Origin of the sequence: uncultured Bifidobacterium sp., assembly GCF_949292005.1 — a bacterium.
Lineage (GTDB): Bacteria > Actinomycetota > Actinomycetes > Actinomycetales > Bifidobacteriaceae > Bifidobacterium.
In genome coordinates this window covers 1-16,048 of record NZ_CASEXV010000059.1, presented here as the reverse complement: position 1 = coordinate 16,048, position 16,048 = coordinate 1, and the positions used below count along the sequence as shown (strand labels likewise).

General features: G+C 61.4%; 15 protein-coding genes and 1 tRNA gene. 3 read left to right on the top strand and 13 right to left on the bottom strand.

Features of this window, described 5'->3' with window-relative positions:
* Window positions 1-88: 88 nt before the first annotated feature.
* On the bottom strand, window positions 89-1,108 hold the full coding sequence (locus Q1X90_RS04005) for a hypothetical protein (RefSeq protein ID WP_300766771.1): 1,020 nt from the start codon (window positions 1,106-1,108) through the stop codon (window positions 89-91).
* A 36-nt stretch (window positions 1,109-1,144) separates the two neighbouring features.
* Window positions 1,145-2,152: a DMT family transporter gene (locus tag Q1X90_RS04000; protein WP_300766769.1), complete on the bottom strand. Its 1,008-nt coding sequence runs from the start codon at window positions 2,150-2,152 to the stop codon at window positions 1,145-1,147.
* A gap of 258 nt (window positions 2,153-2,410) precedes the next feature.
* Here Q1X90_RS04000 and Q1X90_RS03995 point away from each other — a divergent pair, with 258 nt between their 5' ends.
* A complete protein-coding gene (locus tag Q1X90_RS03995; RefSeq protein ID WP_300766767.1) occupies window positions 2,411-2,815 on the top strand; it encodes a pyridoxamine 5'-phosphate oxidase family protein in 405 nt (134 codons plus the stop codon).
* Window positions 2,816-2,982: 167 nt separating this feature from the next.
* The gene (locus tag Q1X90_RS03990) at window positions 2,983-3,966 is read left to right on the top strand and encodes an aldo/keto reductase (protein WP_300766765.1); all 984 of its coding nucleotides are present in this window, start codon (window positions 2,983-2,985) and stop codon (window positions 3,964-3,966) included.
* On the opposite strand, the gene Q1X90_RS03985 is transcribed toward Q1X90_RS03990, so the two are convergent.
* The 11 genes from Q1X90_RS03985 to Q1X90_RS03935 form a co-directional block, all read right to left on the bottom strand.
* Entirely contained in the window at window positions 3,963-5,339 is a 1,377-nt protein-coding gene (locus Q1X90_RS03985) for an alpha-amylase family protein (RefSeq protein ID WP_300766764.1), read from the bottom strand. The two genes, Q1X90_RS03990 and Q1X90_RS03985, sit on opposite strands and share 4 nt — an antisense overlap.
* A gap of 156 nt (window positions 5,340-5,495) precedes the next feature.
* Window positions 5,496-5,696: a hypothetical protein gene (locus Q1X90_RS03980; RefSeq protein ID WP_300766762.1), complete on the bottom strand. Its 201-nt coding sequence runs from the start codon at window positions 5,694-5,696 to the stop codon at window positions 5,496-5,498.
* Window positions 5,697-5,996: 300 nt separating this feature from the next.
* Complete coding sequence (locus Q1X90_RS03975) at window positions 5,997-6,674, bottom strand: histidine phosphatase family protein (protein WP_300766887.1); 678 nt, start codon at window positions 6,672-6,674, stop codon at window positions 5,997-5,999.
* A 61-nt stretch (window positions 6,675-6,735) separates the two neighbouring features.
* Entirely contained in the window at window positions 6,736-7,221 is a 486-nt protein-coding gene (gene rsfS / locus Q1X90_RS03970) for a ribosome silencing factor (protein WP_300766760.1), read from the bottom strand.
* 5 nt (window positions 7,222-7,226) lie between these two features.
* Entirely contained in the window at window positions 7,227-8,609 is a 1,383-nt protein-coding gene (gene glmU, locus Q1X90_RS03965) for a bifunctional UDP-N-acetylglucosamine diphosphorylase/glucosamine-1-phosphate N-acetyltransferase GlmU (protein WP_300766885.1), read from the bottom strand.
* 70 nt (window positions 8,610-8,679) lie between these two features.
* Window positions 8,680-8,750: transfer RNA gene (locus Q1X90_RS03960), tRNA-Gln, on the bottom strand.
* 75 nt (window positions 8,751-8,825) lie between these two features.
* Window positions 8,826-9,845 carry a ribose-phosphate diphosphokinase gene (locus Q1X90_RS03955; RefSeq protein ID WP_300766758.1) on the bottom strand — a complete coding sequence of 340 codons (1,020 nt, stop codon included), beginning with the start codon at window positions 9,843-9,845 and terminating at the stop codon, window positions 8,826-8,828.
* A 139-nt stretch (window positions 9,846-9,984) separates the two neighbouring features.
* Window positions 9,985-10,695 (bottom strand): nicotinate-nucleotide adenylyltransferase, encoded by a 711-nt coding sequence (nadD, locus tag Q1X90_RS03950; RefSeq protein WP_300766756.1) that lies wholly within the window; start codon window positions 10,693-10,695, stop codon window positions 9,985-9,987.
* Between the two features lie 26 nt (window positions 10,696-10,721).
* Window positions 10,722-11,303 (bottom strand): phosphoribosylglycinamide synthetase, encoded by a 582-nt coding sequence (locus Q1X90_RS03945; RefSeq protein WP_300766754.1) that lies wholly within the window; start codon window positions 11,301-11,303, stop codon window positions 10,722-10,724.
* Entirely contained in the window at window positions 11,300-12,619 is a 1,320-nt protein-coding gene (locus Q1X90_RS03940; RefSeq protein WP_300766752.1) for a glutamate-5-semialdehyde dehydrogenase, read from the bottom strand. Before Q1X90_RS03940 ends, Q1X90_RS03945 begins: the two co-directional genes overlap by 4 nt.
* 127 nt (window positions 12,620-12,746) lie before the next feature.
* Window positions 12,747-14,111 (bottom strand): sugar porter family MFS transporter, encoded by a 1,365-nt coding sequence (locus Q1X90_RS03935; RefSeq protein WP_300766750.1) that lies wholly within the window; start codon window positions 14,109-14,111, stop codon window positions 12,747-12,749.
* A 401-nt stretch (window positions 14,112-14,512) separates the two neighbouring features.
* On the opposite strand from Q1X90_RS03935, the gene thrC reads away from it, so the two are divergent.
* On the top strand, window positions 14,513-16,006 hold the full coding sequence (thrC, locus tag Q1X90_RS03930; RefSeq protein WP_300766883.1) for a threonine synthase: 1,494 nt from the start codon (window positions 14,513-14,515) through the stop codon (window positions 16,004-16,006).
* Window positions 16,007-16,048: the final 42 nt, after the last annotated feature.

Below are 16,048 nucleotides of genomic sequence, written 5' to 3'. Positions count from 1 at the left end.
GACAACCTCGACAAGTCGGCGTGTCGATTACGCCCGCATATTGACCCATGAGCAGGCAATCGACACAAACGCCAAGCTAATCGCCAAGCTAGTTCGAACTCTGGGTTTTCTGCTGGCTGGACGATGTCGCCGTCGAGTTCTCGGTTGAGACGGTGTCATCACCGTCATCCGCATTCGAACCACCGGATGACGTCGGCGCGGCAGAGGATGTGGTCGGGGACGACGTGGGAGTCGGAGACGACGTGGATGTCGGCGACGACGTCGAGGGGGACGACGTCGAGGTGGACGACGTCGAGGAATCCGAGGACGGCGATGCGGAGTCGGTCGAAGGCGAGTTCGAGCGCGTGGACGAACGGCCACCGGAATCAGGCGTCTGGCTTTGCCCGTCACGGCGTTCCGTTCGGGAATTGTTGACCATCGTCCGCACAACATCATCCGTGCCGTGGCCGTTGGTGACGAGAAGAACGACACCGGCGGATATGAGCGTCGCCACCAGGCCACTGACAACCGCCACTATTATGGCGCTCCTGCGCTGTCTATGCCGGCGCTGGGCGATGATGTCGGCCCCCGTGACGGCGCTCCCACGCCTCCCCGAACTCCCGGAGACATCCTGGGAGGAGACCACGCGTGGGTGTGGCTGCGATTGAGAATCCGCGACACGCTCCTCCGATTTCGACGGGACGGGCTCAAGAATTGCCGTGGAACCCGCGGAGGAGCCGGAAGTCGGCATCCGCTTATCGGAGTCCACCGCATCCACGGAACCCACGACCACCGTCGAATCCGCGTCCGCTTCGGAATTGGCCTGCGACGAGTTCCCCTTCTCCGCCGTGGATCCGACTTCAGCAGCGGAGCCGGCGGCGTCTCCCGATTCGCCAATATCGCCATCATCATCATGATCGCGGGAGCTCACCACTTGGATTTTCTTCGATGATTCCTTGAACACATTCTGATATATCTGCGAGGCGATGGCCGACACGATGGAGCCTATGGCCACGCCGATCACCGATCCCGCGATGCCGATCTTCGCGGCGAGCAGGAACGAGGTCACCGCCGCCAGCGCGCCGGCGAGTATCTGCGAAAAGGATATCCCCTGAAAAAACTTCTTCACGGGCACCACAGTAAACGACAAGACGCCAGTGAGGCTTTACAGCAGCTGGACATCCTCGGAATCTCCGTGGATCGACGTCATGTCGTGCCGACGATGGTATCCGACCGGCGTCCTTCCCCCCATCGACGACAAAACCATCGCAGCGAATATCAACGCGAACCCCACCAAGGACGTCCATCCGACACGCTCGCCCCAGAAGATGGCCGAGAAGGACACCGAGAAGACGCTTTCGCTGCACATGATGATCGACGCGCTGGATGTGGGCACGTGCGCAAGACCGATGTTCTGCATGATCTGGGCGAGCGTCGTCGCCGCGAGAAGAAGGTAGAGAATGCTCCACACCACTTCAGAGTCCATCCATGCCGCATTGGGCCCGGGCTCGAACGCAAGCGCAGATGCCAGAAAGAGCACAGCCGCGACCACGAATTGAACGAACGTCATAGCTAGAGGGTTGAAACGTTTGATATAGATTCCTAGATAAACGATGTTGAACGCCACGAAGACGGCGTTGATCAGAGTCAGCACATCCCCGTACGACAGCTGCAGCGTCGCGGTGCTGGGCTTCAGCGCCACGAATCCCACACCCGTCATGCAGATGATCGCGGAGACGACATGTATCGCCTTGGGAGCCATCCGCGTCACCAGCCATACGGCGAATGGCGTGAGAACCGCATAGGCGGCGGTCAGAAACGAGCTGCGGCCAGGGTCGATCGTCTGCAATCCTGTGGTCTGAAGCGCCATGGAACCAAAATATGTGCCGCCGACCACAAGCGCGGGCACGACAATCGACCGCCTCAGGCTCGGAAGGATGGATCGATGGAAAAGCGCCAGCATGACGAGGCACGCTCCGCCAAGCCTGATGAACATGAGCCACATGGGAGGAATCGTCTCCATGGCTATTTTGGCGACCAGATAGCTTCCGCCCCACAGAGCCGCGCATGCAAGAAGCATCAACCGCGCGAGGTTGGGAGGGAACGAACGGGACATGCGGCTGCGGAAATCGCGCACATGCCGGCGTAGCGCGGTGTCGGTCGACCACCCCATCTCTCTCCTCCACACTCCCTGGCCGGGACGCACCCGGACTCATTCCGACCATGCCCATATGGGCCCCACACACGATACTCTGCGCTTATCGCGAACACGCACGCACCCGATTATTGCGCCAACGGGCGAACTTCCATGCCGGACGACCGCCATCCCCACGATCCCCCCGTGACTTACGTCACATCGCGCCTCCATCGACCCTCAGGGGAGATAACCTAGAGAAGGAACTGGAGCTCACAAAAGGAAAGGACAGAGGTCATGCCAACTCTCACACCGGAGATGAAGGAGTTCATCGCCAACAACCTCGCATGGATCACCACGGTTAGCAAGGACGGCGAACTGAACATCGGTCCGAAGATGTCCATGTTCGTCCTCGACGATAACCACCTCGCGTACCACGAGCGCACCGCGGGCCAGCACTACCGCAATCTTGAGGCCGGAAGCCCGCTCGTCGTGGCCTATGCGAACCTCGCCGAGAAGAAGGGCTACCGTTTCCGCGGAAACGTCGTCCTGCACAAGGATGACGCCGTCTACGACGCCCAGGTGAAGGCCGCCGAGGAGAAGGGCACCAAGAAGCCCGCTGTAGTCCCCGTTCTGGAGATCACGGAGATCGACGACCTCTCCGCCGGAGCCAAGGCCGGAACAACCATCTCCAAGGCCTGATCGGACCACGGCCGCTTCGGAACGACGACGGCCGGCTCTCCACGACAAGGACGGGGCGGTATCCATTGAGCTGGATCGCCCCGTCCTTTATTGCCTCAACGTCATTGCCGTTGCCACAACGTCACAAGCGCAACGGTGTCCCCGCATCCCAGAAAGGGCACATCATCATGTCCCACAACCACATAGCCTCGACCCCGACCACGCGCCTCCGTCTTGACGGCGGCTCCGCCGTGGACATCCTCCCACTCGTCCTTGGCGGAAACACCTTCGGATGGACCAGCGATGAGACGAGCAGCCGTCGGGTCCTCGACTCCTTCATCGACAACGGAGGATCCCTCATCGACACGGCCGACGTGTATTCCGCTTGGGCGCCCGGGCACTCCGGAGGCGAGTCGGAGATCATACTCGGCCGATGGCTGGAGACATCGGGACACCGTCGCGACGCGCTGATCGCGACCAAGGTGAGCGAGCATCCCCAATACCACGGGCTCGGCGCATCCACGATCGCCGCGGCCGCCCGTGAATCTCTTCTGCGTCTGGGAACAGACCACATCGATCTCTATTACGCGCATTTCGACGACCAGTCCACACCCCTGGCGGAGACCGCGGCGGCCTTCGATAAGCTCGTGCGTGAGGGTCTTGTCCGTGCGGTGGGATTGTCCAACTACACCCCTGACCGCATCAGGGAGTGGTTTGACATCGCGCGACGCGAGGGATTCGTCCTACCTGTCGCCTTGGAGCCACACTACAATCTCGTCCACCGCGCGGCCTTCGAAGCCGGCCTCGACTCCGTCGCCCAGAGTGAGGACCTCGCGGTCTTTCCATACTTCGCGCTCGCATCCGGCTTCCTCACTGGGAAATATCACAGGGCCGAGGACGCGCAGGGCTCCGCCCGATCGGGAATGCTCGGCGACGTCCTTAACGATGATGGTTTCGCCGTCGTGGAGCGGCTCTCGTCCATCGCAGCCAAGCATGACGTGCAACCCGCCACCGTCGCTCTCGCATGGCTGCGACATCGTCCTGCGGTGAGCGCCCCGATAGCCTCGGCGCGAACCGTCGACCAACTTCCTGCGCTGATCGAATCCGCCTCACAGGTCTTGGACGATGAGGACATGTCGTCACTCACCAAGGTCTCCCAGCCCTTCGCCTAATCGGCATCCACCGTCAACAGGGTGCGATCGCCCTCAAGGATGGTGGCGTGCGGAACCGGATCAAGCTCGACGATGACGCGCAGGCTCCCATCCCGGTCCCTCGCGGCTTCCCGACCGTCGGCTGGAGCGACGTCGTACACATACCGCCTGTTGTCCACCTCTACAGGCGCCGTGTGGGCGGAGGCCAGCCACGGACGGTCTTTCCGCATACGGATGATGTCGCGATAGACGTCGCGCATCCCTCTGGATTCCGGGGTGAGGACCATGTCGTTGAAGGAATCGGGAAACTCCGGTCTCACCGCGTCATCGCCTCCCGCACGGTCCTCCTTCACTCCGCTCAAGGCCAGCTCGTCACCGTAGTAGACGCTCGGGGTCCCACCGACCGTGAACAGCAGAAGCGCGGCGATTCTCGCCATCGGAGTTCCGACCTTGCTGGCGATGCGCGTGACATCATGGTTTCCGATGAACGTCTGCGGGATGAAATGATCCAGAAAGGCGTCGTGGCGTTTCAGCGACCAGTCCAGTTCATAGAAGTTCCCGGACTCCAGCGAGCTCCATATGGCCTTCCACAATTCGTACTGGGTGAGCGAATCCATGCCTGACTCACCGATGATGGCCGGATAATCCCCATGGATCACCTCGCCTAGGAACCATGCGTCGGGATGGTTGGAGCGCACGCGCGGAAGAACTTGCGTCCAAAATCTCGGAGGAACGGCGTAGGCCGCGTCAAGCCTCCATGCGTCGGCCCCGCGATCCATCCAATAATCCATGACGTCAACGACCAAATCGGCAGTCGAAGCGCTCTCGTGATCCATAACCGGCAGATCGCCATGCCCTTCGAATACCGGATAGTCCAACGTTCCATCATCCCTTGCCGTTATGTGGAACAACCGATTATGCGAGTCTGACCGCCCACGGTCCGTTCCCGCGGACATCGAAGCGGCGGCATCCGCCAACTCCTTACGAAAAAGCGGATTCTCGATTCCCACATGGTTGAAGACACCATCAAGCATCAAGGAGATCCCGCGCGAATGGCAGGCTCGCGCCAGTGCGCGAAAATCATCCTCGTCTCCCAGACGCGGATCGATGGAGCGGAAATCGAGCGTGTCATACCCATGCGTCGATGAGGTGAATATGGGACCAAGGAGCAGACCGTCACAGCCGAGGTCAGCCACATAGTCAAGCCAGTGGATGATTCGAGCAAGCCGATGAACGGGCCGATGGGTTATGGTGCTGGGTCTGATTGGAGCCCCGGTGAATCCCAGCGGATAGACCTGCCACCATATCGTTTGGGCCGTGGCCGGCACACTCATGCGATCATCGTGGTCCACCAAGGAATCCGCCATATCCCTCACCCCGCCTTTCACCACCATGACGGGACATCCGCCGTGGACGACGGGCTCCCATTGGCATTCAGACTAACACCACGCATAGGAAACGGGGCGGCGACCTCTAAGGATCGCCACCCCGCTCACATATGCGTCGGGTCCTACGCTGGGACGCGACCGGCGTCCAGCCGCGGTTCCGCGTCAGTCCGCGTTGCGCATGGCTTTTTTGGCGTCGTTCTTCGCTTTTGTGCTGTCTCGTTCCGCCTCGGCCTGAGCCACCTTCGCGTCGGCCTTGGCGCCATCCAACGCGTCCGATGCCTGTTCTTTCAGATCCTTGGCCTTCTCGCCGATATGGCGTCCGGCGCTGTTGGCGAGATCCGCAGCATTCTCAAGAATTCCCATAATAACCCTCCCTTGGGTGGTGGTGTGGTGATTGAAACCCACGAAGGGCGGCCGCCCCCCGCGTTTCCTTGTTTCCTTACGTGCATGGATGGAATCCCATCGATCGACGATGCACGCGCCGATCGATTCCGTTCCCTGTCGCGATGCCCCGCGACCAATAGACATCATATTAACGAATGTCATTCGCCTTTTATGCGTCGGGCTTAACGCTGCATCCCTGACTGTTCATCCACTCGGCGCCCATCCTGGCCACGCCCACGCGGGCGTGGCCCATCATCGTCGCACCGCGCAAAACACATATCAGTGAAGCTTGGGATTGTCCCATATTCCCGAATCGGCCTCGGCGGGACCATGGTTGTAATCGACCAGACGCCAACGGAGGGGCTCGTCCGGAATAGCAAGAGGGGCAAGACGCGCCCAATGGGCGTTGCGCATGGACGGAAGCGTGCCGAAGCCGGGATCCACGCGGTCGATGCCCAGAAGCGTCTGCACTGTCTGGGCGATCCACGCACCATGCGAGAATACGATCAGATCCTGATCCGCGAACATGGAACCGGACGCGTCAGACAACGCCTCGACGCCACGGCGACCCACATGCGCCTTCGACTCGGCACCATGCCTCATCTCTCCGCCACGGAATTCGACCCACAACCTGTAGTCGTCGGGGAAATCACGTTTCAGGACATCCACGGGAATCCCCTCCCAGGAGCCGAAATCACGCTCCCTGACTCGGGCATCGGGATGGACGGGAACACCCACCATGTCGGCGAAGGCGTGGGCTGTGCTCAGGGCCCGGCCAAGATCGGACGAGACGACCACCGGAGGAGGACCGGATCGTCCGTCGACGTACAGACCGGCAAGAGCCTCGGCGGTTCTGTCGGCCTGCCAGCGACCCACCTCATCAAGGGGTATGTCGATCTGCCCCTGCAACCGGTTCTGGGCGTTGTACGAGGTGCGGCCATGCCGCACAAGAATCATCAAGCGGGGATGCGACCGCACGGCATGTGATTCGCGCTTACCTCCCACGCCATCCCCCAAATCAGACATCGACGCGCCCAGACGCCATCAGGCCGCCATCGGCCCGCCCATCATGCGGCGAATCCTCGGATCCGGAACGAACGTCCTCACCATCCGTCGGGGAATCATCCGTGGAGACCGCCCGGGGAAGATCGAGATCGACCCGGGGACAATCCCCCCACAGCCGCTCCAAACCATAGAAGTCGTGCGCTTCGCGATGCATCACATGAACGACGATATCCCCGAAGTCAAGAACCACCCACCGCCCCTCCTCACGACCATCGATCGTAAGCGGCTGTCTCCCACCATCCTCAAGGTACAGGTCCTTCTGCACCTCGTCGGCGATGGCGAGGACCTGGCGTTCGCTCTTCCCCGTTGCGACAAGCATGATATCCGTGATGGGCAGCGGCTGGGACACGTCGAACGCTCCGATGTCCTCCGCCTTGATCCTGTCCGCAGCGCGGGCGGCGATGCGCGCGGACTCGATGGAATTGCTCTGTGCTGCCATATATCTCAACGCTCCCACGCGGGCTTCCAGCCCTCGACGATATGTTGTGTGTTCTCGGAATAGGCCATCGACCCATCCGGAACATCATGGCGGACAACCGAGCCGGCTCCCGTGGTCACATCATCGCCGACCTCGACAGGGCCGACGAAAAGGTTCCCCGCGCCGACATGCACGTCGGACCCGATGGTGGTGTGATTCTTATGCACACCGTCATAGTTCGCGGTTATCGTGCCGCCGCCCACATTGGTGCGCTCCCCAAGATCGGCGTCCCCGATGTAACTCAGATGCGGCACCTTGCTGCCACGGCCGACATGCGCCTTCTTCATCTCGACGAAAGCGCCCGCTTTGGACCCCTCGCCCAGCTGGTTTCCGGAACGCAGATAGGTCCACGGTCCGATGGTGGCCGACGCCCCGATATGGGTGCCTTCGACGCGGGAACGCTCCACCACGGCGTTCTCGTCGACCACCGCGTCGATAAGCGTTGTGTACGGTCCGACGACCGCTCCGGACGCTACGACCGTCCCTCCTTGGAGGAAGCTTCCGGGAAGGATGGTGCAGTCGCGGTTGAGTCTGACATCGTCCTCGATCCAGGTGGTCGCGGGATCAAGGATGGTCACGCCCTCACGCATCCACCGTTCACAAACCCGTGCGTTGTGCTCTCTGAAAAGGACGGACAACTGCACGCGGTCGTTGACGCCCTCCACGGCCAGCGGATCCGGGGCCACGACGGCCCCCACGCTTCCATAGGCCGACGCGGCCTCCACGGCATCCGTCAGATAGAACTCGCCTTGGGCGTTGCTCGAGTCCAGACCCGCGACCGCCTTGCGGAGTACAGTGGCGTCAAACACATATACGGAAGTGTTGACTTCATGAACGGCCAATTCGTTGCTGTTGGCGTCCTTCTGCTCCACGATGCGCAGGACGTCTCCGTCGGCACCGCGGATGATGCGGCCGTATCCCGTGGGATCATCAAGATTGGCGGTGAGGAGGGTGGCGGAATCGTGGCTGGACTCATGGTAGTCCATGAGCGTGCGGAGCGTCGCCGTGTCAAGAAGAGGCATGTCGGACGCGGCGATGAGCACTGAGCCCTCGATTCCGCCATCACGCGCCAACTCGGTCAACGCGCACTGCACCGCCCTGCCGGTTCCGGGAATCTCGTCCTGCCGAACGATGATCGCATCGGAATCATAGGACAGAGCGGCCTGCGACACGGTATCGGCCTGATACCTCACGACGATGGCGGTTCTGTCCGGGTGAAGCCCCGCGACGGACCTCATAACCCGCCGCAGAAACGTCGAACCAGCGAAAGTGTGTAGGACCTTGGGGATCGAGGACCTCATACGGGTTCCCTCACCCGCCGCGAGGATAATTGCTGCGGACAATGCCATAGATGCCATGCTCCCATCGATCAGCGGGGACGTGCCGCCACGAGATTGCGACGAGACCGCCCGACGGCGGTTCCCCCACCTGGATTCGAACCAAGACAAAAGGTTCCAAAGACCCGTGTGCTGCCATTACACCATGGGGGATCGGCGGGACGAATCCCGCCAAATCTTCATTATGCCATACGACCCGCCATCGCAGGACGGCGCGAGTCACAGGCCTCAGGCGAACAGGAAACCCTGTCCGTGATGCTCGGGATATGTGTCGAACAGCTTCGCCACGGAGCCATCCTCGAAAACCGCTTTGATGGCGCTGGCGAGAAGCGGGGCGATCGACAGAACGGTCAGACCGTCCCACCGCTTGTCATCACCAATGGGAACGGTGTCCGTAAGAACGACCTCGCGGGCTCCGCTGTTGCGCAGACGCTCCACCGCCGGTCCGGACAGAACGCCGTGGGTCGCGACAACCGTCACTGATTTGGCTCCGGCGTCGCGAAGCACCGAACACGCCCCCGCGATGGTACCTGCGGTGTCGATGAGATCGTCCACGAGCACGCAGTCACGACCCGCAACGTCTCCGACGACCCGGTTCGCGACGGCAACATTCGGCTTGGTGATGTCGCGCGTCTTATGGATGAACGCGAGCGGACCTCCTCCAAGCCGTTGAGCCCACTGCTCCGCCACACGAATGCGTCCGGCGTCCGGCGATACCACACTGATGTTGTCCAGCTGGTTGGCAAACCTATCGCGGATGTAATCGACCAGAACCGGCATGGCGATGAGATGGTCGACGGGACCATCGAAGAAGCCCTGCGACTGCGCCGCATGGAGGTCGACGCTCATGATGCGGTCGGCGCCGGCGGTTTTCAGCAGGTCGAAGACGAGACGGCACGAGATGGGCTCACGGCCGCGGTGCTTCTTGTCCTGACGCGAATAACCCAGCAAGGGGCACACCGCCGTGATGGACCGCGCGGACGCCCTTTTGAGCGCGTCGATCATGATCAGCTGCTCCATAATCGATTTGTTGACCGGAGCGCAATGGCTTTGCAGAACGAAGACGTCCGCCCCCCTGACGGATTCCGTGTATCGGACGTACATCTCACCGTTGGCGAAGTCATAGGCTGTGGTCTCGAGTATGTCGATACCCATCTGCTCCGCGACGTCCCTCGCCAACCGGGGATGGGCCCGGCCCGTGACGAGTATGAGATTCTTATCAGGCTTTCCCTCGAGGATTGCGCTCACCGTTTCTCCATACACTGGTCTTGACGCTGACCCGAACCATCCTAGTCAGCCAAGCCGACCGACACGACCGCGCCGGTTCATCCCGGCGGAACCGCCACCCATCAACATGCCGGGGACGATGGTGGCAGAACGCCATCGGCTATTGGTACAGACCATGCTTCGCGATGTACTGAACCACTCCGTCCGGAACGAGATACCACACGGGCTCATCGTGCTCCGCGCGGCGGCGGACGTCAGTCGAGGATATGGCCAACGCGGGAATCTCCAGCACATCCACACGTCCAGCGGGAAGAACCGCTCCCTGCGGGCTGGAGTACCCCGGTCTGGTGACCGCCACGAAATGCGCGAGATCCCACATGGAGTCCGCGTCCTTCCACCTCATGATCTCGGCGACGGCGTCGGCCCCCGTGATGAAGAACAGATCCGCGTCCGGATACATGGCGTGTATGTCCCGAAGAGTGTCGACGGTGTATGTGACGCCAGGACGGTCGATGTCGACGCGCGACACGGTGAACTTGGGATTGGACGCGGTGGCGATCACGGTCATGAGATAACGGTCCTCGGCATTCGTCACCTTTTTGTCGAGTTTGAACACCGGCCGCCCCGTCGGCACGAATATGACCTCGTCGAGGTCGTAGACCCACGCCACCTCGGAGGCGGCGACAAGATGGCCGTTATGGATGGGATCGAACGTCCCGCCCATGATTCCTATCCGCGGACGGTCATGCCAATGCCCACGCGTCGAACGACGCCTTCTGCCATGGTCGTCCACCGATTCGATGGACAGCTCGGACATCCTTCGTCCTCCCTGCGGAACAACGGCTTCCGTTCGCGCTCGTGCGGAGGACATGGGCGGATCACCCGGGTCGGCCATGCTCACGCGCGATCAGCCCCGGTGGAGTCCGCGGAGTCCTTGCCCGATATGCTGCCGCGAACATCGCGTTCCAGCTTCCTGTCAACGGACTCCGCCTGATCCAAGGTCTCGATGCGTCCCATATCGTCATCCCACTCTTTCTGAACGACGCGCTGGATCTCCTCAAAGGTCGGAAGTTCGAAACCGGGCTGATAGAGACTCCGTATGCCGGCGACCTGCTCAGTGACCGACACGAGGCATCTCGTCATACCAGGGACGTCGCCATCGCGCTCCAGATCCCTGAATCGCGAGACATGCCCCTCCATCAGAGACGCAAGGCCGTGCGCATGCCCCTCGGCATCCTCATCAAGCTCGACAACCGATCCGGATTCACCCTGAGGCCATCCCATAAGCACGGCGTCCGCGTATTCCAAGGCCGCACGTTGGTCGGCGGACGCAATCCCCTCCTCAATCTGCACGAGGAAGACATAGCGGATGATGCTCAGACGTTCGGCGGCCAGCCTCATCAGCAGCAGCGGGCTGGACAGGTCGACGCCCCTGCTCCGGGCCAGGTCGCGCGTCGCACGATCCGATAACGCGCTCATGGACGCACCTGCCCATCGCCATACCCGATCCACTTCGTCGTGGTCATCTCCTGCAGTCCCATCGGCCCCCGGGCATGCAGCTTCTGGGTGGAGATCCCCAGCTCCGCGCCGAACCCGAAAACCCCTCCGTCGGTGAATCGCGTGGACGCGTTGACCATCACCACGGCCGAGTCGATTCCGGAGGTGAACTTCTCTATCGTCCGGTAGTCCTGGGCGACGATCGACTCCGTATGCCCCGTGGAATGCGCGTTGATATGTTCGATCGCCTCGTCCACCCCCGACACCACATGAACTCCCATGCGCATCGCAAGGTATTCGGTGTCCCAGTCCGTCCGATCCGCATGCCGGAGCAGCCCGCCCGGCACGCCGCATCCATCTATCAGCCCGAAGGCCTCGGAATCGGCCCGCACCTCGACTCCGGCACCGCACAACGCCCGCGCGGCATCCGGAAGGAAACGGGACGCGATATCCCTGTCGACTATCAGCTTCTCGGCAGCGTTGCACACCCCGACACGTTGGGTCTTCGCATTGAGGATGATGGGAATCGCCTGCGCGAGATCAGCACTGCGGTCCACGTAGATATGGACGTTCCCGGCGCCCGTCTCGATCACGGGAACGATGGAGTTCCTCACCACCGACTGGATAAGCCCGGCCCCTCCACGGGGGATTAGAACGTCGATGTGGCCGTAGGCGCGCATCATGCCATCAGCGCCCGCCCTGCCGAGATCGTCGACGCTGGCGGCCAGCGCGGCTCCCCACCCACGCCCGTCGAGCACACGGCCCATGACCTGAAGAGTGGCCTGATTGGTGCGTCGCGCGGCATGGCCTCCCCTAAGAAGAACGGCGTTGCCGGATTTAAGGCACAGGGAGACGACATCCACGGTAACGTTCGGACGAGCCTCATAGATCATGCCTATGACACCCAGAGGCACACGCACCTGCTCAAGGCGCAATCCGTTGGCAAGACGATATCCCCTCACCACCTGTCCCAAGGGATCGGGCAACGATGCCACATGACGCACACCCGACGCCGCCGCGCGCACGCGCCCGGCATCGAAAAGAAGACGATCGAGCTTTCCTGGAGCCATTCCCTCGGCCTGCGCGGACTCCATATCCGCATGATTGGCATCCGCTATGGTCTCGGCGCCCTCATCAAGGGCGTCGGCAAGCTCCTCAAGCAGACCATCCCTGTCGGCGGTGGTGGTGTTGGCCAACAACCGTTGCGCCGCCCTCGCCGCGTCGGCCCTCGTCCCGACCTCGGCCACAATGGACGCCCCGACGTCGGACCCGACATCCCGCGCATTCCCCGATGCCATGCCATCCGCCTTTCTTCAGCGCAGGAGACCAAACGGCCCCTGTCCTCGACACCACACCATGCAACCACACCACACGAACACATCACCATGCGATCACATCACCCGAAGAGGCAACCACCACAATAACTCACTCGGACCGCCGGCCGCTCATCTCACGTTCGATTTGCTCAAGCGATTTTCCGCGCGTCTCGGGGACGACATGGATGACGAACGGGATGGACAGAAAAGAGAACACCGCGAAAATCGCGAATGGACCACCAACGTTATTGTGGAAGCCCTCCAGCAGAACGAGGAAAAACTGCGTCACCACGAAGTTCGCGATCCAGTTGGCCGCCGATCCCACGGATGTTCCCACCCCTCTGACATTAAGCGGGAAGAGCTCTCCGATAAGAACCCACGCTATGGGTCCCCAGGACACTGCGAAGCCAACGATATACAGCGCTATCAGAACCATCGTCATGGATGCCGCCCCAATGCCGAGAAGATTGGTGGTGGCCATGATTCCCAGCGTGATCGTCATAACCACTGAACCGGCCACCAACAGACGCTTGCGCGGGAATCTATCCATAATCAAGGTCGCGACCACGGTCGCGAGAAAATTCACCACGCCTATTCCCACGGACACCCATGTGGCGCTCTTGGCGGGGAAGCCGAATCCCTTGATGAAGACCTGGGGAAGAAAATAGATCACCGAATTGATGCCGACAAGCTGCTGGAAAAGCATGATTCCCACGGACGCGATAAGCGCGGGCCGCGCCGTGCGCAGCAGTTGCCTCAAGCCGCCAGCCGAATTGTGTGAGACGACATCGTATATCTCATCGAGCTCCCCCGCGACAGTGACCTCATCCATATCACCCCTGATGAGCGTCAGGACCTTGAAGGCGTTGCGCCTGTCTCCCTTGGCCGCGAGATACCGTGGAGACTCCGGAAGGAGGATGCCTCCCACAAGGAGGAGGGCAGCGGGGAACATGGCGGATCCAAGCATCCAGCGCCAGTCCCTGATCCCTCCGATGTCATGTCCGAGGAAGCCCAGATTCACGGCGTAGGCGAGGAGGATTCCGAAGGTGATCATGAGCTGGAACAACGTGGACAGCGACCCGCGCCTCTCCTTGGGCGCAAGCTCGGCTAGATAGGCGGGAGTCAGGGCGGAAGCGGCCCCAACCGCCAGACCCAGAACGATCCGGGCCGCCACCATGCTGGAAAAACCGGTGGCCACGGCGGAGAACAGGGATCCCACCAGAAAAAGAACCGCTGAGACGATGAGAAGCCTTTTGCGTCCGTACCTGTCCGAAAGCGATCCAATGGACAACGCCCCCACGCATGAGCCGATAAGCACGGAGGACGTGATGAAACCGGTCTGCGTCGCGTTAAGCGAGAAATCCGTCTCGATAAGAGGCGAAGCTCCTGAAATGATTCCCGTGTCAAAGCCGAAAAGCATGCCGCCCAAAGCCCCGAACGCAAAAATGAAAAAACCATTGAGAGGAAACCTCATAGACGACTCCTTCGTCTCAACGCCCGCATGGCGGGGCACAAACGGTCCACGCCAACCACGCCATCGGACACACAATGACTCCACGACTCCACGGAAAACAGCAAGACCCGGCGGAACGATATTGTTCCGCCGGGTCTTGCCTGACAATAATGACCGCAGTCACAATCCCAGATGCATGATAGCGTGGCCGACGGACCAAAGACCGTCGCGCCGCCACCGCCACCGCAACGTCATTCGCTCGGAACGCGGGTCGATTGGTTCTTGATGGAGTCATCAGCGGCATCGTCCCCGGTTGCCCAGACCGAACGATACAGTTGATCTGGCGTCCGTCGACGGCAACGCGCGGCGCCACAAGCTCATGACAGTCTCACTCATTGACAGTCTCATAGGGGGATCGCGACATAGTGAACACCTTCCATAGCACACGGGGCACCACGGATTCATTGACGTCCAAGCAGGCCATTCGGCAGGGACTGGCGGGCGATGGCGGACTCTTCGTCGACGATGGTCTCGGATCGAGACGTGTGGACATAGACGATCTGGGTAGTCTGTCCTATCAGAAGATCGCCCATCGGGTGCTGTCGACGCTGCTCCCCGACTTCACACCCGACGAGCTGGAGGACTGCATCGCGCAGGCCTATGGACATCAATGGACGGATGAGGAGATCACTCCCCTTCGGCCCCTCGGCGAGGATTACGTCCTTGAGCTCTTCCACGGCCCGACATCGGCCTTCAAGGATGTCGCGCTGCAGATCCTTCCCCGGTTCATGGCCCGCACGTCATCCACGTCCGATGACCCCGACGAACGAATCATGATTCTCACGGCCACCTCGGGCGACACCGGCAAAGCCGCTCTCGCCGGATTCGCCGACGCGCCCGGAACGGCCATCACCGTCTTCTACCCCGAAGGCAAGGTCAGTCAGGTCCAACAGCTGCAGATGACGACCCAGAAGGGCTCCAACGTGCGGGTCTGCGCGGTGAGAGGGAACTTCGACGACGCTCAGAGCGCGGTGAAGTCGATATTCGGCGACGCGGGTCTTCGCAAAAGACTCGCGCAGAATTCACACGTCATTCTCTCCTCCGCGAACTCCATCAACGTCGGCCGTCTCGTTCCGCAGGTCGTCTACTATTTCTCCGCCTACGCACAGCTTCTCAGACGCGGGGAGCTGAGCGTCGGCGACGGCGTCGAGTTCGTGGTCCCCACAGGGAACTTCGGCGACGTTCTCGCGGGATACTATGCCAAGCGCCTCGGGCTGCCCATCGAGCACCTCGTCGTCGCAAGCGACAGGAACAATGTCCTCTTCGACTTCCTGACCAGCGGGACGTACAACCGCAAAAGACCCTTCTTCGAGACGACGTCTCCGTCCATGGACATCCTCATCTCCTCGAACCTCGAACGCATGCTGTACTACCTGTCCGAGGGGGACACGCGCCTGATCCGCACACTGATGACCGACCTGTCCGATTGGGGTGCCTTTGAGGTCCCCGACGAGATGATGCGTCGCATCCGCTCTGTGTTCGGGTGTGGGTGGGCGGATGAGTCCCAGGTGAGCCAGTCCATCCATGACTGTTGGGAAAGAAACCACTACCTCATCGATCCACACACCGCATGCGGCTATTACGTGATGAGTCAGATGCCCCGTCTCGCGAACACCCCGCGGATATTGCTGAGCACGGCGAGTCCATACAAATTCCCACGCGTCGTGGGCGATGCGCTCGGCATCTCGACGCAGGGAACCGACTTCGCCTGCATGGATGGACTGTCGCAGGCCACCGGAACGGTGATTCCTCCGGCGCTGAGATCCCTTGAGACGGAGCAGGTGAGATTCACGGATGTCGTGGGAATCGATGGAATGGGCGAGTTCGTCACGTCGGCCGCGGCTGCGGTGAGCTGACCGGCGCGCCCCAGCTCCTCCCTGTTTTCTCCCGTTTCTCCG

Bases quoted from the DNA above. Each gene is read 5' to 3' on its own strand.
- Q1X90_RS04000 (WP_300766769.1), bottom strand. From the start codon at position 2,152: ATGGGGTGGTCGACCGACACCGCGCTACGCCGGCATGTGCGCGATTTC.
- Q1X90_RS03995 (WP_300766767.1), top strand. From the start codon at position 2,411: ATGCCAACTCTCACACCGGAGATGAAGGAGTTCATCGCCAACAACCTC.
- Q1X90_RS03990 (WP_300766765.1), top strand. From the start codon at position 2,983: ATGTCCCACAACCACATAGCCTCGACCCCGACCACGCGCCTCCGTCTT.
- Q1X90_RS03985 (WP_300766764.1), bottom strand. From the start codon at position 5,339: ATGGTGGTGAAAGGCGGGGTGAGGGATATGGCGGATTCCTTGGTGGAC.
- Q1X90_RS03980 (WP_300766762.1), bottom strand. From the start codon at position 5,696: ATGGGAATTCTTGAGAATGCTGCGGATCTCGCCAACAGCGCCGGACGC.
- Q1X90_RS03975 (WP_300766887.1), bottom strand. From the start codon at position 6,674: ATGATTCTTGTGCGGCATGGCCGCACCTCGTACAACGCCCAGAACCGG.
- rsfS (WP_300766760.1), bottom strand. From the start codon at position 7,221: ATGGCAGCACAGAGCAATTCCATCGAGTCCGCGCGCATCGCCGCCCGC.
- glmU (WP_300766885.1), bottom strand. From the start codon at position 8,609: ATGGCATTGTCCGCAGCAATTATCCTCGCGGCGGGTGAGGGAACCCGT.
- nadD (WP_300766756.1), bottom strand. From the start codon at position 10,695: ATGTCCTCCGCACGAGCGCGAACGGAAGCCGTTGTTCCGCAGGGAGGA.
- Q1X90_RS03945 (WP_300766754.1), bottom strand. From the start codon at position 11,303: ATGAGCGCGTTATCGGATCGTGCGACGCGCGACCTGGCCCGGAGCAGG.
- Q1X90_RS03940 (WP_300766752.1), bottom strand. From the start codon at position 12,619: ATGGCATCGGGGAATGCGCGGGATGTCGGGTCCGACGTCGGGGCGTCC.
- Q1X90_RS03935 (WP_300766750.1), bottom strand. From the start codon at position 14,111: ATGAGGTTTCCTCTCAATGGTTTTTTCATTTTTGCGTTCGGGGCTTTG.